The 23,961-nt window shown below is 67.3% G+C and carries 19 protein-coding genes; 12 read left to right on the top strand and 7 right to left on the bottom strand.

Features of this window, described 5'->3' with window-relative positions; translation table 11 throughout:
• Positions 1 to 7: 7 nt before the first annotated feature.
• The 5 genes from SM754_RS13675 to SM754_RS13655 all read right to left on the bottom strand — a co-directional run bounded on the left by SM754_RS13675 (position 8) and on the right by SM754_RS13655 (position 5,251).
• Entirely contained in the window at positions 8 to 1,618 is a 1,611-nt protein-coding gene (locus SM754_RS13675) for an ABC transporter permease (protein ID WP_323676797.1), read from the bottom strand.
• 25 nt (positions 1,619 to 1,643) lie between these two features.
• Entirely contained in the window at positions 1,644 to 2,804 is a 1,161-nt protein-coding gene (locus SM754_RS13670) for an extracellular solute-binding protein (RefSeq protein WP_323676796.1), read from the bottom strand.
• 214 nt (positions 2,805 to 3,018) lie between these two features.
• Positions 3,019 to 4,188 (bottom strand): alpha-1 4-glucan-protein synthase, encoded by a 1,170-nt coding sequence (locus tag SM754_RS13665; RefSeq protein ID WP_323676795.1) that lies wholly within the window; start codon positions 4,186 to 4,188, stop codon positions 3,019 to 3,021.
• A gap of 80 nt (positions 4,189 to 4,268) precedes the next feature.
• Positions 4,269 to 4,478: a hypothetical protein gene (locus SM754_RS13660; RefSeq protein ID WP_323676794.1), complete on the bottom strand. Its 210-nt coding sequence runs from the start codon at positions 4,476 to 4,478 to the stop codon at positions 4,269 to 4,271.
• A gap of 116 nt (positions 4,479 to 4,594) precedes the next feature.
• Complete coding sequence (locus SM754_RS13655) at positions 4,595 to 5,251, bottom strand: MaoC family dehydratase (protein ID WP_323676793.1); 657 nt, start codon at positions 5,249 to 5,251, stop codon at positions 4,595 to 4,597.
• Positions 5,252 to 5,468: 217 nt separating this feature from the next.
• Here SM754_RS13655 and SM754_RS13650 point away from each other — a divergent pair, with 217 nt between their 5' ends.
• From SM754_RS13650 to SM754_RS13595, 12 genes are all read left to right on the top strand, one after another.
• Positions 5,469 to 5,792, top strand: a complete 324-nt coding sequence (locus SM754_RS13650; protein WP_323676792.1) for an AbrB/MazE/SpoVT family DNA-binding domain-containing protein — start codon at positions 5,469 to 5,471, stop codon at positions 5,790 to 5,792.
• Between the two features lie 13 nt (positions 5,793 to 5,805).
• The gene (locus SM754_RS13645) at positions 5,806 to 6,249 is read left to right on the top strand and encodes a hypothetical protein (RefSeq protein WP_323676791.1); all 444 of its coding nucleotides are present in this window, start codon (positions 5,806 to 5,808) and stop codon (positions 6,247 to 6,249) included.
• A 44-nt stretch (positions 6,250 to 6,293) separates the two neighbouring features.
• A complete protein-coding gene (locus tag SM754_RS13640) occupies positions 6,294 to 6,839 on the top strand; it encodes a poly(R)-hydroxyalkanoic acid synthase subunit PhaE (RefSeq protein ID WP_323676790.1) in 546 nt (181 codons plus the stop codon).
• Position 6,840: 1 nt separating this feature from the next.
• Complete coding sequence (gene phaC / locus SM754_RS13635; RefSeq protein WP_501993792.1) at positions 6,841 to 8,238, top strand: class III poly(R)-hydroxyalkanoic acid synthase subunit PhaC; 1,398 nt, start codon at positions 6,841 to 6,843, stop codon at positions 8,236 to 8,238.
• Between the two features lie 758 nt (positions 8,239 to 8,996).
• Positions 8,997 to 9,737 carry a DUF4112 domain-containing protein gene (locus tag SM754_RS13630; RefSeq protein ID WP_323676789.1) on the top strand — a complete coding sequence of 247 codons (741 nt, stop codon included), beginning with the start codon at positions 8,997 to 8,999 and terminating at the stop codon, positions 9,735 to 9,737.
• A 195-nt stretch (positions 9,738 to 9,932) separates the two neighbouring features.
• Positions 9,933 to 11,591 carry a hypothetical protein gene (locus SM754_RS13625; RefSeq protein ID WP_323676788.1) on the top strand — a complete coding sequence of 553 codons (1,659 nt, stop codon included), beginning with the start codon at positions 9,933 to 9,935 and terminating at the stop codon, positions 11,589 to 11,591.
• Positions 11,592 to 11,696: 105 nt separating this feature from the next.
• A complete protein-coding gene (locus SM754_RS13620; protein WP_323676787.1) occupies positions 11,697 to 12,815 on the top strand; it encodes a hypothetical protein in 1,119 nt (372 codons plus the stop codon).
• Positions 12,816 to 12,830: 15 nt separating this feature from the next.
• Positions 12,831 to 13,595 carry a hypothetical protein gene (locus SM754_RS13615; RefSeq protein ID WP_323676786.1) on the top strand — a complete coding sequence of 255 codons (765 nt, stop codon included), beginning with the start codon at positions 12,831 to 12,833 and terminating at the stop codon, positions 13,593 to 13,595.
• A 64-nt stretch (positions 13,596 to 13,659) separates the two neighbouring features.
• Complete coding sequence (locus SM754_RS13610) at positions 13,660 to 14,700, top strand: hypothetical protein (protein WP_323676785.1); 1,041 nt, start codon at positions 13,660 to 13,662, stop codon at positions 14,698 to 14,700.
• Positions 14,701 to 14,707: 7 nt separating this feature from the next.
• The gene (locus tag SM754_RS13605) at positions 14,708 to 15,340 is read left to right on the top strand and encodes a hypothetical protein (RefSeq protein WP_323676784.1); all 633 of its coding nucleotides are present in this window, start codon (positions 14,708 to 14,710) and stop codon (positions 15,338 to 15,340) included.
• Between the two features lie 72 nt (positions 15,341 to 15,412).
• Positions 15,413 to 17,209: an ATP-binding protein gene (locus tag SM754_RS13600; RefSeq protein ID WP_323676783.1), complete on the top strand. Its 1,797-nt coding sequence runs from the start codon at positions 15,413 to 15,415 to the stop codon at positions 17,207 to 17,209.
• The gene (locus tag SM754_RS13595; protein WP_323676782.1) at positions 17,206 to 19,944 is read left to right on the top strand and encodes an outer membrane protein assembly factor BamB family protein; all 2,739 of its coding nucleotides are present in this window, start codon (positions 17,206 to 17,208) and stop codon (positions 19,942 to 19,944) included. The genes SM754_RS13600 and SM754_RS13595 overlap by 4 nt, the downstream gene beginning before the upstream one ends.
• Before the next feature lie 160 nt (positions 19,945 to 20,104).
• Here SM754_RS13595 and SM754_RS13590 read toward each other — a convergent pair whose 3' ends face one another.
• Together SM754_RS13590 and SM754_RS13585 are read right to left on the bottom strand one after the other, a co-directional pair.
• Positions 20,105 to 22,960, bottom strand: coding sequence for a COG1361 family protein (locus SM754_RS13590; RefSeq protein WP_323676781.1), 2,856 nt, complete (start codon positions 22,958 to 22,960; stop codon positions 20,105 to 20,107).
• Positions 22,953 to 23,960, bottom strand: coding sequence for a hypothetical protein (locus SM754_RS13585; RefSeq protein ID WP_323676780.1), 1,008 nt, complete (start codon positions 23,958 to 23,960; stop codon positions 22,953 to 22,955). The genes SM754_RS13590 and SM754_RS13585 overlap by 8 nt, the downstream gene beginning before the upstream one ends.
• Position 23,961: the final 1 nt, after the last annotated feature.

Raw genomic sequence — 23,961 nt, 5'->3', positions numbered from 1 at the left:
ACCTTCCTTACGTGACATCGTTTCCACCTCGCGAGAGCAACACCAGCATCGAGACCGCCGACACGCCGACGAGCACGAGCGCGGGGACGGCAGCGTTCCCGTAGTGGCGAGACTCCTGTACCATCCAGATGTAGGTGACGAGGGTTTCAAAACCTCCCGGTCTCAGCAAGAGCGTCGCCGGGAGTTCCTTCATCGTCGTGAGGAACACGAGTGCGGCGCCGGAGACGATACCGGGGGCGACGAGCGGGAGCGTGACCTTCCGGAACGTCGCACGCGGCGAGTGCCCGAGGGAGCGTGCGGCCTCCGTGAGTCGCCCGTCGACCTGGAGGACGGACGAGCGGACGCTCCCGACCGCCTGCGGGAGGAACCGGACGACGTACGCGAACACGAGCAGCGGAATCTGCCCGTAGAGGAACGGCGCGTACTTCGAGCCGAGGGCGACCAGCGCGACGCCGACGACGATACCGGGAACGGCGTACCCGACGTACGTCCCGCGTTCGAGGAGCCGCGACAGGCGGCCGTCGTCGGTGACGGAGTTGTACGCCACCGGGACCGCGAACAGGATGCTCCCAGCGGCGGCGAGGACGCTCACGGACAGCGAGTTCCAGCCGTACTCCCAGGAGAACGCGTACCCGAACCCGGTGCCGCCGGTGTCGCGGACGAGCCAGAGGACGAGCACGGCGATGGGGACCGCGAGCGCGGCGACGACGACGAGCGAGCAGAGCGCGAGCGCGGGGCCCTTCAGCCAGCCGAGTTCGAGTCGGGTCGCGGCGTCGGGGTTGCTCGACGCGTACCCGGAGGCGTCACCGGACTCGACCGCGGATTCGAGCGCGATGATGACCGCCGTCACCGCGAGCAGCTGCACGGACAGGAGCGCCGCGAGCTGGAAGTCGTAGTAGTTCACGAAGAGGATGCGCGTGAACACGTCGTACCCCATGATGGCGGGCGTCCCGAAGTCGCTGAGCGCGTACAGCGCGACGAGGAGACTGCCGGCGGCGATGCCGGGGAGGACCTGCGGGATGACGACGCGGACGAACGCCGACGTCCGCGAGTGATTCAGCGTTCGCGCCGCTTCGAGGAGCGTCCCGTCGAACGACGCGAGGCTCGCGCGGGTCGACAGGAACACGTACGGGAACGTGAACAGCGTGAGGACGACGGCGGTCCCGACGAGTCCCGTCATCGGCGGCAGCGAGACGGAGACGCCGGCGTCCGCGAGTGCCGCGGTGAGCGCGCCGTTCTCGCCGAACCCGGTGAAGTACGCGAACGCGCCGATGTAGCTCGGGACGACGAGCGGGAGCGAGATGGCGACCGTGAAGAACCGGCGGAACGGGAGGTCCGTCTGGCTCGTCAGGATGGCGAGCGGGACGCCGAGGACGACCGAGGCGCCCGTGACGAGGCCGACGAGCAGGAGGCTGTTCACGAGCACCTGCATCATCCGCGCCCCCGCCAGGAGGTTTACCGCTCGCGTGAGCCCGACGGTGCTGGCTTCGAGGACGATCCACGCGACCGGGGAGAGCACGAGCGCGGCGACCGCGGCGCTCAACAGGGTGAGCGCGAGCGTGCGTTCACCGCGTGCTTCGCGACGGAGCGCGTCGAAGAGACCCTCCTCGGCCGCCATCAGTCGTCCCCCCGTTCGGTCACCATCAGAGGATGCCCACCTCGCGCATCAGTTCCAGGGTCGGTTCGAGGTCGCTGAGCTTCGTGAGGTCGAGCTCCGGCGGGTTCAGCTCGTCGATGGTCGGGAGGTCACCGACCGGTTTGACCCCGGAGATCATCGGGTAGGCGTACGCTCGCGTCGCGAAGAACTCCTGGGCTTCCGCGGTGAGGAGGTGCTCGGCGAACAGTCCCGCGAGGTCGGAGCGCTCCGTTCCCTCGATGACCTCGATGCCGGAGACGTTCACGAGCGCGCCGGCGTCGTTCTCGGTGAACGCGAGGTCGATCGGGGGGTTCTCGCGCGCCGCCTTCACGCGGAGGGCGTAGTAGTGGTTCGCGAACCCGGCCGACACTGCGCCGGTGGCGACGCCGCGGGAGACGAAGTACTCGTCGCGGAACTCCTCGGTGCCCTGGTCGACCATCCCCTGGAGCCACTGCTTCGTGGCCTGGCGGCCGTCCATGATGCGCATCGCGGTGACGAAGGACTTGAAGGCGCCGTAGGTCGGCCCCCAGCCCATGGAGTTCGCGAACCGGTCCTGGTTCGCGAACGCGTCGACCGTGTTCGGGATGTCGCTCGCACTGAAGCGGTTCGTGTTGTAGGGGATGGCGCGGGCACGGCCGGCGACGCCGACCCAGCGGCCGTCCCCGTCCTGCAGTTCGCTCGGGACGGGGTCGGTGACGGCGCTCGGGAGCGACGTCGCGTACCCCTCGTTGGCGACGAGGCCGAGCGAGGACGCGTCGATGCTCCAGAAGACGTCGGCGCGGGACTGGCCGTTCTTGCTCTCCTCGATGATGGTGTTCGCGAGCTGCGTGGAGGGCGCGGACTTCAGGCTCGCGTCGAAGTCGGGGTACTTCTCTTGGAGGAGTTCGATGAGGCCGCGGTAGAGGCCGCCTTCGCCGCCGCCGATGTAGATAGAGAGGGTGCCGGAGAGGTCGTCGAGGTCGTCCATGGAGGTGCCGTCCGGGGCGGCGCGGCCGGAGACGAAGGGGCCGGAGCCGCGGAAGTCGCTGAGACTGACCGGCTGTCCCTCGTCGTCGCCGCCGAAGATGCCGCCGACGCAACCTGCTGTCGCCGTCGCGGTCGTGGCTGCCGTTGCCGCGAGGACCTCGCGGCGTCCGAGACGTCGTCGTGGTCCGTCGTCGTCGCTCATACTTTGATTTAGGCCGGCCTAAAACATATATACTTGCCGGTTCGCGCCTACACCGGTGGTCGGTCCCGGAGACCGAAAACCGCAACGGTTCCCCGACCCCGAGCCCCCGACGAAGGGGCCGTTCGGGACGAGCACGACGCTCCGCGGCGAGATTCGTTCGAGACGGACACGACGCTCTCCGGTGAGAACCGCACGAGAGCGAGAAGACGGTCGGTCAGTCGTCGGCGATGGCGGCGGCGCGAGTCCGCCCCGGGAGGCCGTCGAGCGCCGCGAGCGCGTCCAGCCAGTCGTGCATGTACTCGCCGACGTGGTTCAGGAAGTCCCCGTTCTCCCAGTCGTCGAAGTCGCCGTCCGCGAACGCGGACGCCATCGCGTCCATCACCGCCGCGTACGAGTCCGCGTCCGCACCGACGTCGTCGACGAGCTCCCACACGTGCTCGTTCAGTTCGAGCCCGGGGACCTCGTTCGCGAGGTCGCCGAACGTCGACCGCGCGGCCTTGTTATGTTCGCAGAGCGGGTCGCCGTTGTAGATCCGCTTCCCGAGGACGTCGCAGGCGCGCTTCAGGAAGAGGCCGCTCCAGATGTCGTCGAACCGGCCGACGTCCCACGCGTTGTCGTCCATCGGGCACTGATAGAACGCGGGGACGACCTCGCGGCGGAACGCGAGGTTCATCGAGCACACGGTGAGGTAGTTCTCGCGTGCGGCGACGAAGTCCTCGCCGAAGTCGTCAGTGCTCGTCCGCGTCTGGGCCTGCCCCTGGAGGTCGCCGTCCATGAGGATGCGGACCGCGTCGAGGTCGGGGACGTTCGTCCACAGGCCCTGCGAGGCGACGACGTCCTCGACGTGCGCGGTCCCGGTCTCGCGCTCCTCGTCCATCGCGGAGTAGGGGTAGCCGCGCGGGTAGAGGTCGTGTTCCTCGAAGTTCTGGTAGAGGACGTTCACCCACTGCTCGTCGGAGGCGACCTCGGTGAGCTCGCCCTCGTACTGGAGGTTCGCCATGTGCGTGCCGAAGAAGTCGACGTCCTCGTGGGGGAGGGTGTCGTCGTCGATGAACATGCAGTAGGGATGGTCCTGCGCCCAGAGGTACAGCAGGCCGAAGGACGTCTGTGCGTGGCTCGCCGCGGGCACGAGGTGGGAGTACTCCTCGATGCCGTTGGCCTCGTACCAGGCTTCGCGGTCGCTCTCGTCGAACACCGACCCCGCGACGCCGAGGTCGGAGAGCATCGTCTGCATCTCGTCGGTCGGACAGAAGTCCTCGGTGACGAGGACGAACTCCAGGCGGTCGGTGTCGAAGCCGTGGTCGCGGGCGTTCGCGACGTACGCCTCGACGCAGTCCCACTCGCGTATCGTCGGGACGACGACGCAGATGTCGGGTTCCGTCATCAGTTACACGTAGCCTGTTTAGGCAAACCTAAAAGAGTGTCTATCCGTTTCGGCGGACCTAAAAGCGAGTTGCTGGCGCCTCAGTTCTGCGTCGACGCGACGCCCGAGTCGAACGACGCGGCGTTCACGACGACGAACGCCGCGAGCAGCACCACCGAGAGCGTCGCGAACGAGAGCGCGAGCGTCCGCTGGCGGCCGGGTGTCACCCCGAGGTGCGCACCCGCCCAGTCGGTCGCGACGGCGACAGCGCCGAACCAGCCGCTCGCCGTGGACGAGGACGTCGTATTCATGCTCGTCCAATCGCGTCTTCAGGAGATAACCGCTCCGTGACCGGTGCTGTCCGGCTGCTCGGACGACAGCGTGAATCCGTGTGCCCCGGAGAACGTTCCGTGACGACGAACCTCGCTCAGTTCTCGGGGAGTTCGTCGATGAGGACGACCGCTTCGCCGTCGACGACCGGCTCGTCGGAGGACTCGTCGTGGATGACGGTCGACAGCCGGTACTGGTTGTTCCCGAGGTCCTCGAGGACCTCGACGGTGGCGCTCACGCGGTCACCGATCTGGACGGGCCCCTGGAACTCGAGGTCCTGCCCGAGGTAGATCGTGAGGCCGGGGAGGCGCGCGAGCGCCGCGCTGATGAGTCCGGAGACGAGCGTACCGTGCGCGATGCGTCCACCGAAGCGCGTGTCAGCGGCGAACTCGTCGTCGAGGTGCAGTCGGTTCGTGTCGCCGCTCGCGCGAGCGAACGCGCGAACGTTGTCCTCGTCGATCCCCTTCTCGAAGGAGACCGTGTCACCGACCGTGATGTCGCCCGGCGCGTCCACCGTTCGCTCGAACGTCCAATCCAGTTCCTCGTACGCGAGCGACGGGACCGACGCCTCCCGCACCGCGTCCGGGTCGTCGTCGCCCGGGTCGTACGCGTCGGCGTACCCGTCGACGGTGAACGCGGAGAACGCGGCTCGATTCGCCGCGGTCGCGCCCTTCACTGCGGACTCCGCGAACCGCGTCCACGCCGACGCCATCGCGGTCAACGGCGTCGCAACCTCGCTGTGTCGTTCGCTCATATTAGAGGGGATACGTCGGTCGTCGTTAAGTCTCCTTTGGCTCGTGGTCGGATTCGCCGGATTCTGGCCATAGAACCCGCTTCTACAACGGATTCGTCGACTCGAACCGCACGGAGGCGGTGCATTATGGACCGTCTGACTCCTTTCGATGGTAGCAGAAACCATCTAGTACCATTCAGCGGAACGCTTATCATGGGTGCGGTCGTACTGATTGGTGATGACGGACGATGCGCCGAAGATGCCCTGGTCGCCCGCGATGATGCAGCAGTTCCAAGAACAGATGCAGGAGGCGAGCGAGGAAGCGGTGAGCTCCCAACAGGAGCTCTTCCAGCAGTTCCTCCAGGCCTCCACCGGTAGTTCCGACGCGATGACCGACCTCCGCGGCCTCACGATGGGGTCCGCGATGTTCAAGACGCGCGTCCAATCCGGCGGACGCATCAGCATCCCCGACGCCGAGCGCGAGGCGCTCGACATCGAGGAGGGCGACATCGTCCAGACGATCGTCATCCCCGTCAAACGCAACCGTGATTCCAATGAGTGACACCACCAACCCCATGACCGCAGCTTTCGAGATGCAGCGCCAGATGATCGAGCAGACCCAGGAGATGACCCACGAGGCCATCGACGTCCAGAAGGAGTCCGTCCACCAGTTCGTCGACGCCATGGAGAACGTGGAGAGCATGACCGAGCAGAACAACGACGTCTCCAAGCAGACCTGGCACGCGATGTTCGACGCGATGGAGTCCATGCTCCCCGAGGGGAGCGCTGACTTCAGCGAGTTCGAGCAGATGGTCGACGACGGCTTCGACCAGCTCACCGAGAGCCAGACGCAGGCGTTCGACGCGATGAACGACGCGATGGCCGACGGCGCGAGCGCGTACGACGAGTTCGCGGACGCGTACGTCGACGCCGTCGACTCCTCGTTCGACTCCTTCCTCGACACGCACGAGCAGGTCGAAGCCGACGTCGAGGACGTCACCGAGTCCGTCTCGGCCTGAACCCCGACCCAACCGTTTTGAGTACACCCTTCGCAGAGATTACTATGGCAAACCAACAGACAGTCCCGACAGATTGGAACGAGTTCGTCTCCGACATGAACGAGCAGTTCATGGAGGCGATGGAGCAGAACATGGAAGCGCAGGCGTCGTTCGTCGAGCAGTGGAGCGAGGCCGTCGAATCCCAGCAGATGAACCAGCCCGAGATGGACGAGGGTATCGAGGGCTACAAGGACGCGTACCAGGCGTGGATGGACGCCGCCGACCAGATGGTCGACCGCGTCAACGACTCGATGGAAGGCGAGGAGGTCGACCCGAGCGAGTTCCGCGACATCTGGCTGAACACCGCGAACTCCGCGTTCAAGGACGTCATGGAGACGACCGCGTTCGCGGCGTGGACGGGGTCGACCGTCCAGCAGATGATGGAGACCCAGCAGCAGGCCGACCAGATGGCCGAGGACACGCTCGAACAGCTCGGGTTCGCGACCGACGAGCAGGTCGTCGAGGTCGGCGACCGACTCGTGGAACTGGAGCGGCGCCAGCACGCCGTCGAGCAGAAGCTGGACGCGATCCTCGAGCACCTGGAGGACTAACGTGAAGAACCCCTTCGCCGCCACCATGGAGGCCCAGCGGCGGGCCTGGGAGAACGCGTCAGACCTCATCGAGAAGACGACGGTCGCGCCCGACCGCACGGAGACGTTCCAGGACGTCGACGTCGGCGAGACGCCGAGCGAGGTCGTCTACGAGGAGAACAAGCTCCGACTGCTGCACTACGAGTCCCGGACGGACGAGCAGCACTCGGTGCCCATCCTCGTCGTGTACGCGCTCATCAACCGGCCGTACATCCTCGACCTGCAGCCCGAGCGGTCGGTCATCCGGACGCTCCTGGACAACGGGTTCGACGTGTACATGATCGACTGGGACGAGCCGTCGTCGCTCGACCGGTCGCTGACGCTCGACGACTACGTGAACCGCTACATGGAGAACTGCGTGGACGAGGTCCGGGAGCGCTCCGGGCAGGAGAGCATCAACGTCCTCGGGTACTGCATGGGCGGAACGATGAGCACGATGTACGCCGCGCTGAACCCCGAGAAGGTCCGGAACCTGGCGCTGATGGCCGCCGGGCTCTGTTTCGCTGGGGACAGCGGCGTCCTGGAGCTCTGGGGCGACGACGAGTACTTCGAGCCGCGCGCCGTCACGGAGACGTTCCACAACGTGCCAGCGGAGTTCCTCGACGTCGGGTTCGCGCTCATGGACCCCGTCCAGAACTACGTCACGAAGTACGTGAACCTCTACGAGAACGTGGAGGACGAGGACTTCGTGGAGAACTTCGCGCGGATGGAGGAGTGGCTGGGTGACGGTATCGACGTCGCCGGGCAGACGTTCGTGGAGTTCATCGAGGACATCTACCAGGAGAACAAGCTCATGAACAACGAGCTGTCCCTCGGCGGCGAGCACGTGGACATCGAGAACATCGACATGCCCGTGCTCCAGATCGTCGCGGAGTACGACCACCTCATCCCGCCGGAGGCGTCGAAGCCGTTCAACGACGCGATTCCGAGCGAGGACAAGACGATCCTCGAGTTCCCGACGGGCCACATCGGGATGAGCGTCTCCTCGAAGAGTCACGCGCAGCTCTGGCCGGACGTCTGCGACTGGTTCGAGACGCGGATGCCCGACGAGGCGGACGCGGTCGAGCACGACGTGGACGAGCGCGAGGGCGCGGACGCGGCTCTCGCCGAAGACGCGACGGACGCGTCCGCGGAAGCACCCGAGAACGGCGTCGAGATCGAGGTCGAGGGGACCGATGCGCCGGCGCTCACCGACCTCGACGGTATCGGGCCGGCGTACGCCGAGCGGCTCTCGGACGCGGGCTACGGTTCGGTCGCGGCGCTCGCCGACGCGGACGCCGTCGACGTCGCGAGCGACACCGACCTTCCGGTGTCGCGCGTCGAGGACTGGATCGCGCAAGCGAACCACCACCAGGCCTGACTCGCGGCCTGCTTGTCACGTTCCGCCTCGACCGGATTCGGCGGGGGGAGAGTCACGGTTTCCTGGATCGACCGAACGTCTGGTGAGGGTCATCGGTCGTTTTCGTGCGCGATTCGGGCCACAAGCTATAGTTTCCTTCGGTTAGCAGGTGGGACGAACCGGCTATGTCTCTCGGACGGGATCGGTGGTCGAGGGGGAACGGGAGAGGACGATTGGTCGCGGACGGCGGTCGGCGGCGGGAGGACTTCGAGGAGTGCAGCGGATGCGGGAACCACATCGACGCGGAGAAGACGTACTGTCCGCATTGCGGAACCCACGAGCGTGATCGACGTGGAGACGGAGGTGGCGGTGGCTCGTCGCGCCGGACGGCAACCACCACGCGGCGGGACGGGCCTGACGGTTCCGGACGGGGTGACCGCTCGCGCCGAAGCGACGGTCCGAGTCGAGCCGAGGGGTCGCGTCGAGGAAGCGGTTCGGCTCGCAACGACGATTCGCGTCGCGGTGCCGATCCCCATCGCGACGACGGTTCGCGTCGACGCGACGAACCGGGTCGAGGCGATGGTGCGCAACGGCACTCGCGACGGGATGGGCGCTCGGCCGAGGACCCCGGGTCCTCGCGACGACGGGACGACTCGACGCGCCCGGAGCGTGAACGCGACGGCCGGTCGGGGTCGCCGGACCCGGCGGGCCCCCGCTCTGGCGGTGGCGGTCGTCCGACGCCAGGTCCCGACGAGGAGTTCTGCGTCGCCTGCGGCGAGGTGATAGCCGTCGACGCATCGGTCTGTCCAGCGTGTGGTGACGAGCGCGACCGTGCGGGGTCGTCCTCGTCGACCGGAGCGGCCTCGTCGACCGCGTCGGCGGCCGGAGCGGCCGGTGATGCGGGTTCGGCCGCCGGGGCGGCATCCAACGGCGGCGTCGGTGCGTCGGGCGGTAGCGGGTCGTCGGGGGTCGGCGGCCCCGTCGAATCGACCGGCGGGACGGCAGGGTCGTCGAACTGGAGCGGTGCCGAGACCGGCGGTGGACTGAACCTGGGGTCGAACGTCGGTGGCCTCAGTGGCGATTCCGTCGCGAGACTGGATTCGCTCGCGACGACGCTCGACGACCGCTGGCGGATACCGATCGTTGGTATCGACGTCGGCCTCGACCCGCTCATCGGCCTGATTCCGGGCGTCGGCGACATCATCACGCTCCTGATCTCCTCCTACATCGTCCTGAAGGGCATCCTCCTCGGCGCCCCCAGCACGGTCCTGGCGAAGATGACGGGTGCGCTGGTCGCCGAGGCCCTCGTGGGCTACGTCCCGGTGGTCGGTGACGTCATCGACTTCTTCTGGTGTATCAACGTCAACAACGTCGAGCGCTTGAAGGCGAACCGGAGCCAGCTCACTGGAACGCCGAACTACGGCTTCCTCGTCGTCGGGTTCCTCGCACCGATCGTGGCCGTGATCGCCGTCATCGGGTTCGCGTTCGTGTGGCTCATGTCCCTGTTCGGGGGCATCTGACCGTTCGCGGGGGCGACGGCGACGGGCTCGAACCGGTCGTTCGATCCGTTCCACCGCTTGGTCGTTCGACGTCGACTCCTACGAGGCGGTGAGAGGGTTGGCCACAAGTTATAGAACCGTTCCGTTTGGATTTCCATTGAACTGTTAATGTGTCCGGATGAATCGGCCGAAAGGGGGAGCGGGGAACCGAGACTGATGCCCGACGGGGGACGGCCAGCGTCGGGCAAGGAGGAATGCGGGAGTTGCGGGAAGCTCATCGAGGCCGGGACGACGTACTGTCCGCACTGTGGTACTCACGAGCGCGAGCGCGGGAGCGACGGCGGGAGTGGGTCGAACGTTGGTGGCGGTTCGAGTGGTGGTGGGTCCTCGCGGCGGACCGCAACCGTCACGCGGCGGGACGACGACGACGGCGGTGGTTCGTCCGACGCTGGTGGGAGCCGGTCCGGCCGGAGCACGAGCGACTTCGCGGGCGGGAAGAGCGGACGCAAGGGATACGACGAGCGTCGCGGAAAGCGCGACGCCGGTCGCGGGAACGACAGAAGCGGCCGGAAGCGCGACGAGAACGGGCGCAGCGGTGACAGGAGCGGTGGGAAGCGCGACGAGAACGGCCGCGGCGGTGGCAGAGGCGGTCGGAAGACCGACAGCGGCGGCCGCGGCGGCGACGGCGGTTCCCGCGGCGACGAGAGAGCCGGTCGGAAGGACGGGAGCGGTCGTGACGAGCGCCCTGGCGGCCGGAACGGGCGGTCCGGGCGCGACGAAGGCCGGTCGGACGACCACGCCGGCCGTCGTGGCGACCGGTCGGGGAGAGCGAGCACTTCGAGCGGTCGGTCGGACCACGCTGGTGGTGGCGTCGACCGTGGCGGGCGCGAGCGCTCCGGGAACGAACGGGGCGGCGGTGGTCGTCGGATGCCCGACGACGACGAGGAGTTCTGTGCGGCCTGCGGGGAGATTATCGACGCGACCGCGGCCGTCTGCCCGTCCTGCGGCGACGAGCGCGAGGTCGCGTCCGCGTCGTCGGGCGGAGCGAGCACGGGGCAATCCACCGAACCGTCGCCGTCCGACTCCGGCGGCGGGTCGTCGAGCTCCGGTGCGAGCGGGAGCGGGTCCGCTGGCACCGATTCGAGCGGGAGTGGTTCCGCTGGCTCGGGTTCGAGCGGGAGTGGTTCCGCTGGCTCGGGTTCGAGCGGCGGTGGTCGCGGCGGCGCCGCGAGCGCGGAGGACAGCTCGCCGTCGACGTCGACGTCGCTGAACAACCCGACGGTGAACGGCTGGCGGTGGAAGATCGGCTGGCAGCCGAAGAAGATAATAATCGGATTGACGATAATCGGTGCCATCGTCGGCGCGATGCTCGAGTACATCGGGGAGTTCGCGTTCCTCGGGCTCGTCGTCGGGGTGTTCGTGTGGTTCTGGGGTCGCGGCGAGGTCAACGCGAAGTACCTGTCCCTCATCCAGGACTTCCGCGACCAGACCCGGTCGAAGGTGGAACGCGAGACCGGCGGCATGTCGCTCTCGTCGGCGCACACGTTCATCGGCGGACACGGTAGCTCGCCGCTTTTCATCGAGCCGTCGAAGAAGTACAAGGCGTCGCACCTCCTGTTCGGGGACACCAGCGTCGTCATCAACCGACAGTATCACTACAAGATGCCGCCACGCGACACGACGCAGGGCGGGAAGCAACAGGAGGTGTTCTACGACCAGATAGCGAACGTGCAGTCCGAGGACTTCGCGAACTACGCGGAACTCCAGATATCGCTGTCAAGCGGTCAGACCGAACGTATCAAGGGTCGGGATACGTCCGGCATCGACGCAGTCAAGCGTGACCTCCAGCAGAAGATGCGGGAAGCCCGGCGTTGACCGGGTGATTCGACGTCACTTCACGGTCGTCGACGCTCCCGACGACGCCTGCTCGTGGTGTGGTTGGCCGGAACAATTTAGAACCTGATTGTTATAGTAGCGTCTATGTCACTACTGCCGGTTGACACGGATGCCCTCAAAGACATCTGTCGGGACGTGGCGATGTCGAACTACGGGTTTCTCTACGTCACCGACAAGAAGGGGGAACTGCAGAGTGGATACGAGAGCGCGGACACGGGGACACTGAACGCGAGCGACCTGTCGGACTCCGACCTCCGGGATGCGTTACGGGAGGCGTCGAGCGACGAGTTCACCGACCTGGAACGCATCCGGGACGGCGTCTACTACGTCGACACGTTCAGCGTCGGGAGTTCCGACGCCGTCACGAACGAGTTGACGAGTACCTTCAGTCACAACGTCGTCATCACGTCGGAGACCTTGCGGTCGCGGTTCGACCTCGCGATGGACGACGTCGAGTTCTTCGTCTCCGAGCTCACCGAGCGCGACCTCGTTCAGCGCATCACCGCGGGCGAGCGGGACTACTACACCATCGGGCCGCGGCTCAAGGAGCACGCGGAGAACGTCGGGTTCGACTCTCAGCTCGAGCGGAAGGCGGCGAACGGGAAGATAAGTCACAGCGACCTGGAGGACATCATCAGTATCGCGGCGACGAAGGACATCATCCGGTACCTCGAACAGGAGGGGTACGTCATCGACCTGGACGGCGAGTACCTCGTCGAGAGCGCGCTGGACGAGTTCGGGGGGCACGCCGCGCACAAGATCGAGGACCGTGTCGAGGAGCGGTTCGAGGAGTCGAAGTACCTGCTGCCGACCGCGGAGTTCCCGGGCGTGGTACGGTCCGAGATAGAGGACCAGTTCGACGTGTTGTCGTACGCGCATCGCGTGCAGGACGACATCGTCGACGAGACGAAGGACGCGCTCGAGACGCGACTCGGGTTGGAGACCGAGGACAGCATGGTGGTGATGCGCGATGAGTTCGACGCGTACGTCGAACAGGAGGCGCGACGCATCCTCGGGGACGTGAAGGCCGAGGCGGACGTGCTGCCGGCGTCGCCGCCCGAGTTCGAGGAGGCGGCCGAGGAGCACGTCGAGGTCGTCCAGGTGAGTAACACCGCGGCGGTGAACCGGCACGTCAGGGAGTCCATCGAGGACGAGTTCGCGAACGTGGTGGCCGAAGAGGAGTTCGGGGGCGTGGACGCGTAATCTCACGGGAGTCCCATGACACGAGAGTACACGTTCGAGGAGACGACGGTTGATGACATCGACTACGTTATCGCGAACCCGACGGGGAACGGAGAGATCGTTCGGATGGACGCCGAATGGTTCGAATGCGAGGGCGTCGAGGGGAAGTGGGAGGACGCGGCCCGCGCCGTGCTCGATGCCGCGTTGTTCGGTTCGGGAACGGTCGAGGACGGCGTGGTTCGCGTCGCTCGGTCGACGGCGGTCGACGCGCTCGCCGAGACGCTCGACGGCGTTCGCGGCGAACCGCAGGCCGACGCGCTGGTGGCGTACCTCGCGTCCGTCGACGTCTGGAACCTCGACCGCGACGACGTCGTAGTGCTCCGAGACTCGCGTGAGGGCTCGCTCTCGGGACGCGAGGTGTTGACGTGGGCGGCGGCGGTGGACGTCTGCATCGAACGCATCGACGCGGTCCGCGAAGCACTCGAGCAGTCAGACGTGGACTCACTCGAGCGTTCGAACGCCGATGCCATGCTCGAATCCCTTCGTCAATTCCTCGATTTGATAGGCAAGGACCTCCGAGTTCGAGCACTTCAGCGACGTGACTTCCCGGACGACGCGGTCAACATGGTCGAATCCCTTGGAACGTTGACGTCGGAACTCGCAGACGTCGGGCAAGTTGATGCGACGGCCGAGGACACGTCCGTAGAGGAGTTGGCGCAGATGGTCGAGGACGATATCCCTGAGCTGGACGTGAACGCGGACCTCGAGGGGCACGACGAAGGGGGAAGTCGTGTCGACTGAGCGACGGCGGCGGTGCGGTGGTGTACAGACACGGAATCGACGGTTTACGGCGAACTAGCTACCAATGCAACGCAACTACACGTTCGAGAAGACGACGGTGGATGGAATCGAGTACGTCATCGCGAACCCCACGGGGAACGGGGAGATGGTCCGGATGGAGGCGGAGTGGACCGAGGGCGAGGACGTCGAAGGGAAGTGGGAGGACGCGGTCCGCGCCATCATCGGCGGGGACCTGCTCGGGGACATGAACCTCGACGGCGGGAACGGCCGGATCGACAAGCAGACCGCGGTGGAGACGCTCGCGGCGGCCGAAGAGGACGGCGAACCGGTGGTCGCGAGCGAGCGACAGGCGGACGCGCTCATCGAGTACTTCGCGGAGGAGGACATCCTCCGGTTGGAGGGGAACCAGGTCGTGCTCCTGCAGGACCCGCGGAAGCAGGACATCTCCGGGCGTGCAGCGTTGAACTGGGCGGCCGGTATCGACGCCTGCATCGACAAGATAGACGAGACGCGAGACCGGGTCAAGCGCGCGAAGGAGAAACTCGAACAGAAGATGGCGGATCTCGACACTGGGACGAGTGGAATCGACGAGCGCATCCAGGAGACCGGTCAGAAGCTTCGGAGTCTCGGTGACGGTCCTGGTGTTCCAGACGACCCGTCGACGCTCAGCGAGTCCGAACAGAAGCGCTACAAGCAGCTCCAGAAGGAGTTCATGACGCACAAGAAGATGAAGGAGGTTGAGTCGACGAACCTCCTGGAAACCGTCGAGGAGGGAACGACGAAACTCGCGAACCAGATGAACATGCTGGAGTCGGCGAAGGAGGCGTTGAGTACGAAGGAGGGCGAGATTCGCGTTCGCGCGATCCAGCAGCGGGAGTTCCCGGACGACGCGAAGAACATCGTCGAGAACATGAGCGATATCGCGACGCAGCTCGCGGGCGTCGGGGACGTCGACGAGGCGATCGAGAGCACATCGAATGCGGAGTTCGCGAACATGGTCGAGGACGAGGTGCTGGACCTTGACGTGGGCGAGGACCTCGAAGACCTGACCGACGAGGACGAGGAGACGGAGACGGACGCGACGAACACGAGCTACAACACGTGATCGTCGGATGTCGAGTACCCTCCACGCGGAGACGTTGTTCGGGTCGCTCCGGACCGTCGACGACCGCTTGACGCGGCTGCTGGAGGTCGATTCGTACGTCGACCTGGACGTGTTCACGGTCGCGGACGACGCGACGAGTGCCCTCGCCGGGTTCGGCGACGCACTGTTGGAGGCAGCGCCGTTCCCGTCGTCGAGCGGTTCGGCGGATTCGTCGAGTGTCGACGACGTCGTCGAGGGGATTCTTCGGACGCGGTACATCGCCGGTGGCGACGCGTCCGCTGTCGAGGTGCCGTCGACCGAACGTGTGATCGTCCGGGACGGGATGCCGGGTGTTCCGCTCGCGCGGTCCGGGCCGACGCTTCGGAACTGGCAGCCGACGCTGACGGTACTGCGGTCGTTCGTGGAGGAGTTGTTGTCGCGCGCCGAGACGGTCGTCCGTCGCGTTCGGACGGTGGATGCGGTTCACGCGCGGGTCGCGTGTCGCGCTATCCGGCGGATGTTGGCGTCGATTCGTGACGTCCTCGCGCGGTCGCGCTCCGGGCGACGGTTCGTCGACCGACGTGCGGATACCGACGCGGAGACGCCGATGACGTTCGCCGATTGGGCGGGCGACCGATTGACGGGTGGAAACGATGCGTGAACACGAGGCGGTCGGAACGAGATGCGAACGAGGGCTGGAGAGTGGTATCGGGTGGGACGACCGAGCGAGCGGATGGAGGGAACAATGCTGAACCTGACGCCGATACTCAAAGAGAAACAGCCGACGGCGAGAGTGGAGATAGGTGAATCGAAGTTCGGGACCGTGCCGGAGGTCGTCGCGGTCGAGCACAACGGGCGGCGGGCGTACTTCGAGGTGGAGCCCGTCGACGACGGGCCGCTGTCGACGGACACCATCGGGAACAGCGTTCGCGTCCACGAGAACGTCAAGCAGGTGTTCGGCGGTATCCGGTCCGACCGTGATTTCAAGGTCGATAGGAACGCGACGCGGCACGACGTCGTTGAGTGCCGGTCGGTGAAGATTCATCCGGGCGACAACGACCCGGCGGAGTTGGAGACGTTCCTCCGCGAGTCGGGGTACCTCCTGCATCGGGTCGACAGCGAGATGCTCAAGCGCGACTCCGAGTACACGACGTTCAAACCGCGGGAGATAGCGCCGAGCGACTACAATACCGTGAAGGTGGGCGCGGAGACGGACATCGAGTTCGTCGACGGGGCGGAGCTCCGAGAGCTTTCGGCGGCGCCGTCGGGAACGAGCGCGGATGCCGCAAGCGGCCGTCCGGGGAGCGGGGGTGCTGGCGGCGCGTCTGAAGACGGCGAGGAGGAGGTAGAGGTGAACCTGGAGCCGAAGAAGCCGACGGTGTCGTTCGAGGAGGACGTCGCTGGATTGCCGGAGGTCAAGCGGACGGCGCGGATGTTGCTCGCGTTGTTCGACCCGGAGACGCGGAGCGAGGTCGAGCAGCGGTACGGTGAGGCGTTCGCGTCCCGTGGGAGTTCGATGATGCTGTACGGGCCGCCGGGCTGTGGGAAGACGCTCGTGTCGGAGGCGATAGCGCACGAGGCGATGTACAACACGAGTATCGAGGACGACTACGGCGAGGTGAAGTTCCTCGAGGTGCGTGGGTCAGACGTCCTGTCGAAGTACTCCGGGGAGTCCGAGAAGCGCGTCCGGTCGGTGTTCGAGAAGGCCCACGACATCGCCCAGGAGGGGTTCTGCGTGCTGTTCTTCGACGAGGTGGAGACGCTCATTCCGGACCGCGGGGACGATTCGCTCCAGCGGCACGAGCGGTCGTTGACGAACGCGTTCCTCCAGGAGATGAACGACGTGGAAGACAACCTGCTCGTCATCGGCGCGACGAACATGCCGTTCACGATAGACCCGGCGGCGACGCGGCGCTTCCCCGTGCAGCAGTTCATCCCGCAGCCGGACGAGACCGTGATGGCGCAGGTCTGGGAGAAGCACCTGGATTCGGTGTCGGCGGCTGGTGACATCGATTACGACCGGCTCGGTGAGGCGTCGGTCGGGTACACGCCGGCGGAGGTCGCGGACCGCATCCTCGGGAGCGAGTTCCAGCGCGAGCTCGTCCGGAGCGTCATCGAGGGCGACCCGATAGAGCCCGACACGGAGTACCTGCTGGAGAAGCTGGAGGCGTCGGAGGCGAAGACGGTGAGTCAGTACGTCGCGAGCGTCCGGAACAAGACGGACGACCTGGAGGGGTATCCGGAGATGCGTCGGTACGTGGAGTCGCAGGCGGAGCGTCTCGGTATCGACCTCGGCGACGAACCGTCGGGGCTGGCGTCACTGCTCGGTGGTGACGGCGGTGGAGCGGACTCGAGCGATTCCGTCGACGACGATGGAGCCCCGTCGAGTGATTCGGCCGACGGCGCTGGAACGGACTCGACCGGTTCCGCCGACGGCGCTGGAACGCCGTCGGGTGATTCGGCCGACGATGCTGGCTCGAGCGGCGAGTCGGCGGGCGCTGGGTCGGGGGCTGTGGGTGATGGACCGTGAGCGAGTACGCTGAGGTTGGGTCGTTCGAGCTCTCGGGCGTGGACGCGAGCGCGTCGGGCGAGGACGAGGTCGTGTTGCTCGCGGACGGCGAGGTCGTGCACGTGAAGGGACGGGAGCGGACGACCCTCCAGGTGGAGGGCGAGCCGGTCGACGTGGCGGTCGCGGAGCTCGTGTACGTGCTCACGTCGGAGTCGCTCGTGGCGTTGTCCGTCGACGGACGCGGGTCTCGTGGCTGGTCCGTGGACCTGTCGGGCGAGTCCGTGGCGGCTGTCGCGGCCATCCCGGATTCGGACGTCGTCTGCGTGCTCACGCCGACGTCGCTCATCGGCGTCGACCGGGAGCGAGGGTCGCGGCGGTGGTCGACGGACCGGCCGTACGCGGACATCGAGGACGAGGACGACCTCGCGGCGGGCGACGAGCACGTCCTCTACGGGACGTGGACGTTCGTCACCGGGTTCGACGCGAGCGGTGAGCAGGCGCTCGACGGGACGCTCGACAGTGCCGTGGTCGACGTCGGGTGGACCGACGGTGTCGTCGTCGCGGCGCTGAAGACCGGGAAGCTCGTCGGCCTGGACGTCGAGGACGGTCGTGTCCGCTGGGAGACGGAGATCAGTGCGCGAGCGGTGGCGTCCGGTGGGACGACCGAGGCGTTCGTACAGACCGACGACGGCGTCCTCCGCGTGTCGGGCGACGGGAGCTACGAGCCGGTGGACGACCTGACGCCGGGGACGGTGTATCCGGCGCGAAGCGGGGCGCTCGCGTGCGTCTTTCGGGACGAGATGCTGTCGGTGTACCGGCGGCGGATCGACCCGGACGCGGTCGAGGCGGTCCTCGAGACGTCGACGGTCGAACCGGGGACGGACGTCGAGGTGCGCGTGCGGAGTGCCCTGGAGCGCGCCGCGACGGTGCGCGTCGACGCGTCCGTCGAGGACGGAACCGTCGACGGGTCGGGGACTGCCGTCGACGTGCCGGCGGGCGGCGAGAGCCTGGTCGCGTTCCGCGTCGAGGACGTCGACCGGGTCGACGAGACGACGGTGCACGTCGCGGTCAACGACGTCGAGGTCGTCGAGGAGTCCGTCGCCGTCGACCGACCGACGCCGGACGCGGACGCGATCTCGTGCTCGGTCGACCTCGGCCGGGTGGACGGAGCGTCCGTCGACGGGACGGTCGTGGTGGAGAACGACGGGGAGACGTCGCCCCGGCTCCGCGTCGTCGAGGACGACGCGGACCTCGGTATCGTCGCCCCGGGCGAGACGGCGACCGCGTCCGTGAGTGCGCCGTTCGTCCCCGGGGAACCGGTCGAACGAACGATAGCGAGCGAGACCGGCGAGCGCGTCGCGACCGGGAGTGCGACGCTCGGTGACGGGCGAACGACGGTGGCCCTCGAGCAGACGGTCGACGACGAGTTCCTGTTCGTCGACGTCACGGTCTCGAACGGAACGGACGCGACCGCGACGGACGAACTGGTCGTGTTCGGACTCGGCGCGCTCGACCCGGTCGAGCGGGACGTCACGTGCGTCGCCGGGTCGACGTGGACGCTCTCGCTCGCGGTCCCGGGTCGCGTCGCGACGTCGCTCGACGGGAACACGGTTCGCGCGCAACTCGACGGGTCCGCGGCGAACGACTCCCTCGAGCTCGCCCTCGACGACGCGTTCGCGGACGCCGACGCTGGCGTCGATGCCGGGAGTGAACCGGCGGCGTCGACGGGCGTCTCCGCGACCGTGGAACGGTCCTTGAGCGCTGAGACCGTCGCCGCGACCGAACGCTTCCAGGAGTACGTCGCGATCGAACCCGACCGCGACGTCCACGACCTGACGCTGCTCGTCGACGGCGAGGAGCACGCGGTCGGGTCCGCGTCCGCCGGTATCGAGCGGCGGCTGGAGCGCAAGCACGCCGTCGCGGTCGACGGCCGGCATCGGCTCGGCGACGGGCGCGTGGTCGCCGACGGGGACGACGCGGGCGAGTTCGACGGCGCGACCGCATCTGTCGTCGACGGCGAGATCGCCGCCAGGACGACCGTCGAGTGCGGTGATTCGCGCATCCACGTCGAGGGCGAGATAGAGAACCGGACCGGGGACTACCTCGACGTCGTCGGGGTTCGCGTCGACCGGCTCGGGACGTGGGACCTCCGGCTCGGGGACGCGCTCGCGCCGGGCGAGGTCGTCGTGTGGGCCGGTGACGTGGCGCCGACGGAGACGGACGTGACGGCGGCCGAGGCCGCGGTCGGCGTGACCGTCGAGTTCGGCGACCCGGAAGCGCCTGTGGAGTTCCAGTCGCTCGCATCCGTCGAACGGGCGAGCACGGACGAACTACTCGATCGACTGGAGGTGACCGTCGGCGAGGGGACGCGCGTCAGGGACGAGTACAGTAACGTCGCGCTGGAACTGACGAACGTCGGCGACAGCGTCGAGTACGACCTCGAGCTAGCGGCGGTCGGTGACGTCGTCAACGACGTCGTGTACGTCCCCGAGCGGATCGACGAGCTCGCGCCCGGCGAGACCGCCGTGCATCCCATCGACGTGAAGCCGGCCGGCGAGTCGCTGTCGCTCGACGTCGAGGTGGAGAGCGGCGAGCAGTCCGCGCGCATCGAACTCGAAGGGCCGGTCGCGCCGCGCGACGGCGAGTGGGACGCGAGCCATCACGACGCGTGGGGCGCGCGCTGGCTCGGTGGCCGGTCCGACGACGAGATAGCGTACCCCCAGCACGTCGCGACCGAGTACGAGCGAACGCGCTGACCGAATCGAGCGGCCGGCACGCCGCGAGCAGCGCGCTGTCAGAGTACGAGCGAACGCGCGGTCTGAGCGATCAGAGATCGGCGTCGTCGACCGGTGAGGAACGAAGGACGGTCGAGAGTCGAACCGGAAGGGCGGCGAGCCCGCCCGGGTCCCGGTGGCGTCAGACCAGGAACTCGCCGGTCGCGGTCTCCTTGGCGTCGGAGATGTACGCGATGACACCCCTGAGGAGGTGCACGACCAGCGCGAGGAACGCGACGAGGTACCCGGCCGACGCGACGTACAACGCGGTCTCGGCGGTCTGGTAGTCGCTCGCGGTCGCCTCGCGTTCGTCCGCGACCTCGGCCGCGGTCTCGCTCTCGCCCGCCGCCTCGAACCGTTCACGGGCGGTCACGTAGCTCGACAGCACGGCGTCGGACTTCGACTGGAACGCGCCGAGGTCCGCCGGGTTCAACAGGAGTGGCTGCCCCTCGACGACGGTGAACGCGGCCGCGGTCAGGTTGCCGTCGGTCGACCGCGCCGACTGGAGGCTCTCCTGGCCGGCGCTCACGTTCTCCGCGTACTGCTCGAACGCCCGGTCGGCCGCCGACTGCAGGGTGTTCGCCCGACTCTCCTCGCCCTGGAGGACCGCGATGCGCGCGAGTTCGCGCTTCACGATCGCGGCGTCGAGCAGCGACGTGTCGTCGCTCGACAGCTGCTGTTGGTAGTGCGCACGCTGAGTCTCGATGAGGTCGTTCAGCGCGGTGTTCCCGTCGTCGAGCGCGTCGTCGCCGAGCCGGGAGAGCTCGTCGTCGGAGAGCTCGGCGACGTACAGCGAGACGGTGTTGTACGTCGAGGACGCTCGCGTCAGGTCCTCCTGGGCGGCATCGTGCTCTCCGGCCTCCAGGTGCGCTCGCGTCTGCTCGGTCGCGTTGATGAACGTCACGTACGTCTGTGCGGCCGTGAACGCTCGCGAGATGTCGGTCCCGGACTCGAGGTCGCCGCCCTCGATCTTCGACTCCAGGCGCGTCAGCATCTCCGTCATCGTGGTCGCGCCGCTTCCGACGGTCCCGCTCTCGCCGGCGTACGCCGACAGGCGGTCCTTGGTCTCCTGCGCGTCGATGAGCCCGGGTTCGGCGGTTATCGTCACCGTCTGCGCGTCGACGTTCGACCCGTCGACCCTGAACGTCCACTCGTACTCGGTGAGGACCTCCGCCTCCGTGTTGAACTGGAGTCCGAAGACCACGTCACTGGACTCACCGGCGGTGAGCGTGCTCGGGACGCCTCGTTCGACGGTCACCCAGCCCTCGTCCGGACCGTCGACGCGTTCGAGCGTCAGGTTCCGGACGTCGTTGTACCCGAGGGCCTCGCTGACGGACACCGTTCGCGTGTCCGCCCTCGTAATCTCGAGCCGGCCGAACGACAGCGCGGATTCGCCGAGGCTCACGCGCGTCTCGTGATCGATCTCCATCTCGGTCTGCACGGTCTCCGTTCCGGCGGACGCGTTCGAGGAGCCGTACTCGACGACGAGCGTGTGCGTGCCTTCCGGTGCGCGACTGTCGACGGTGACGTCGAGGATGTAGTCCCGGCTGCTGGTTCCCGGCACGCGTTCGGGGCCGCGGGTCACCTCGGCGCTCACGTACGAGTCGTCGAAGTCGGGTGACCGGACGCTGATGGAGTCGACGGAGAGCGGCAGGTCGCCCGTGTTCTCGACGTTCGTCTCGACCTGCCTCGTGTACTCGGAGGCGCCGCGTTCCTCGTCGAACGTGTACGAGACCGAGGACGCGGACGTCCCCCCGAACGCCGCCGGGTAGAACGTCCGCGCGTCGACCTGGAACGTCGTCGCTTCCGCGTCCGAGTCGGTCGTCGGCTCCAGTCGGACGAGCCACGAGAGCTCCTCGTGCTGCGGGGACCGTTCGTTCACCGACACCCGCAGGCGGCCGCTCTCGCTCCCGCCGGCCGGAACGTCACCGTCCAGCCCGGAGATGCGGAGGGACGCGTTCGGCCCGGCGCCGATCGCTCGCACGATGTCGACGTTCGCGTCGTCGTAGCCGGTCTGCTCGACGAGTTCGACGGGGACCTCGACGCTCTCCCCGCGGAGGACACCACCGACGTTGTACGTGTCCTCGTCCGCCGTGACGCGGGTCGCCTTCCGGACGTTCACGTCGAACCGGATGGTCTCGCGGTTCCCGAGGTTGTCCTCGACGACGACGCTGACGTCCTTCGGGCCTTCGTTGGCGGACTCGTCGACGGTGACCACGACGCTCATCGAACCGCTCTGTCCGGCGTCGACTCGCGACGGCGTCTCACGGACGGACGCGGAGACGTCCGAGTCCGCGGACACCGTGACGTCCTGGACGTTCATGTCGCCCTGGCCGTCGTTCCAGAACTCGACGTCGACGCGCGTCTCCCGCTCGGACTGCCCTTCGAACAGGACCTTCCCGTCGGGTGCGTCGGTCCGCCCGAAGCTCGGCGAGACGTAGTCCACGTCCGCGCTCAGGGTGCCGCTACCGACGTTCGAGACGGTCACGTCCACCGACCGCGTCGTATCGAACCCCTGCTCACCGCGGGATTCGCCGACGGCGTCGTAGTAGACCGTGTACGTCTCGCCGGCCTCGACCTCGAACGTGGAACTCGACCCACTGCTACCGCCACCGGTCCACCCGGTGTACGTGAACGTCACCTCGCCGTCGGAGTCCTGCCGCTCCGCCTCCACGGTCTTGTTCTCCGACGGGGTGAACCGGAGGGAGACGCGACTGCTGTCCGTCGACCCCTCGAACGCTTCCTGCAGTTCGAGGTCCGTGGTCGCAGTCATCGACGCCCTCGTGGCGGCCGTGTCGTTCGACGACTCTAGCTCGGCAGTGGAATCGATCGATTCCGTCATTCCGGAAGCGGTATCGGTCGATTCCGGGACCGCCGAACCACTACGAGTCGGTTCCGACGCAGTCCCGACGTCCGCGCCGGCGACGGTCACCGGAGCGAACGCCGCGACGACCACGAGCGACAGCACCGCGAGCACGAGCGCGGTAGCGTTACGCATCGTTCACCTCCTCGATCATGACTATCTCTCCGACCTGTGACGCCTGCACGGCCTCGCTCCAGGTGACGAGACGATGCCCGACGAGCATCGCGACCACTGCGAGCACCAGTCCGTACACGAGGAGGACGCCGACGCTCGCGAGCGCGAGCGTCGAGCGAGCCGTCGACACGTCCTCGCGGAGGCTCGCGACCGACGACGCGCGATCCGAGAGCCCGTGCTTCGACGCGAGCGACTCCGCGTCACGGAGCCGGGTTATCTTCGACCCCGTCTGCAGGTAGTACTCGAACGTCTGCAGGCCGTTCGACGCGAGCGCACCCTGGACGTCGCTACACGACGAGCACGACGCCAGGAACGACGACGCGGTCGACGCCGACGCGTTCATCGTCTCGACGTTCCGCTGGTACTCCGAGCGAACGCTCTGGTAGCGCAAGCTCACCTGCGAGAACTTCTTGCTCGCGCCGGCACGCCGGAACGCGACCGACGCGAGCTCCAACTGCTCGATCTGCTCGGGCGTCCGCGACGCGTTCGCGGCCGCCTGCAGGAACTCGTCGCCGCGGTCCTCGTAGAACCGAGAGATGGCGATGTCGGCCAGTGGCGCGTACGTCAACCCCTGCTCGTTCAGCGATTCGGCCGACGAGAGCGTCCGGTTCGCGGCTTCGAGGCTCCCCGACGTCGACCCGTTCTGGGCCGCCTGGTAGGCGTCGCGGAACGACCGGAGGAGCCGGAGCGTCGACTCCATCTCGCGCTCGGTCGCGTCGTCGAACTCGGTCACCTGTAGCTTCGACACCGCGAGCGACCTGATGGTCTCGAACTGCGTGTATCGGTCGAACGCCGGTACCCCCTCCATCGACTGGAACGCCGATAGGTACTCGTCGGCGGTCTCCGGCGGCCCAGAGTCCGCGACGGTCGTCGCCGTAGGCGACCCCGTTGCAGCCCCCGGTTGCACCGCGACGACAGACCCCACGACGAGCAATCCGATCAGTATGCGTACCCCTCTCATA

Origin of the sequence: Halorubellus amylolyticus (assembly GCF_034808145.1) — an archaeon.
Taxonomy (GTDB): Archaea; Halobacteriota; Halobacteria; order Halobacteriales; family Natrialbaceae; genus Halorubellus.
The sequence above is the reverse complement of the archived record's forward strand: the minus strand, read 5'-3'. Positions and strand labels throughout refer to the sequence as shown.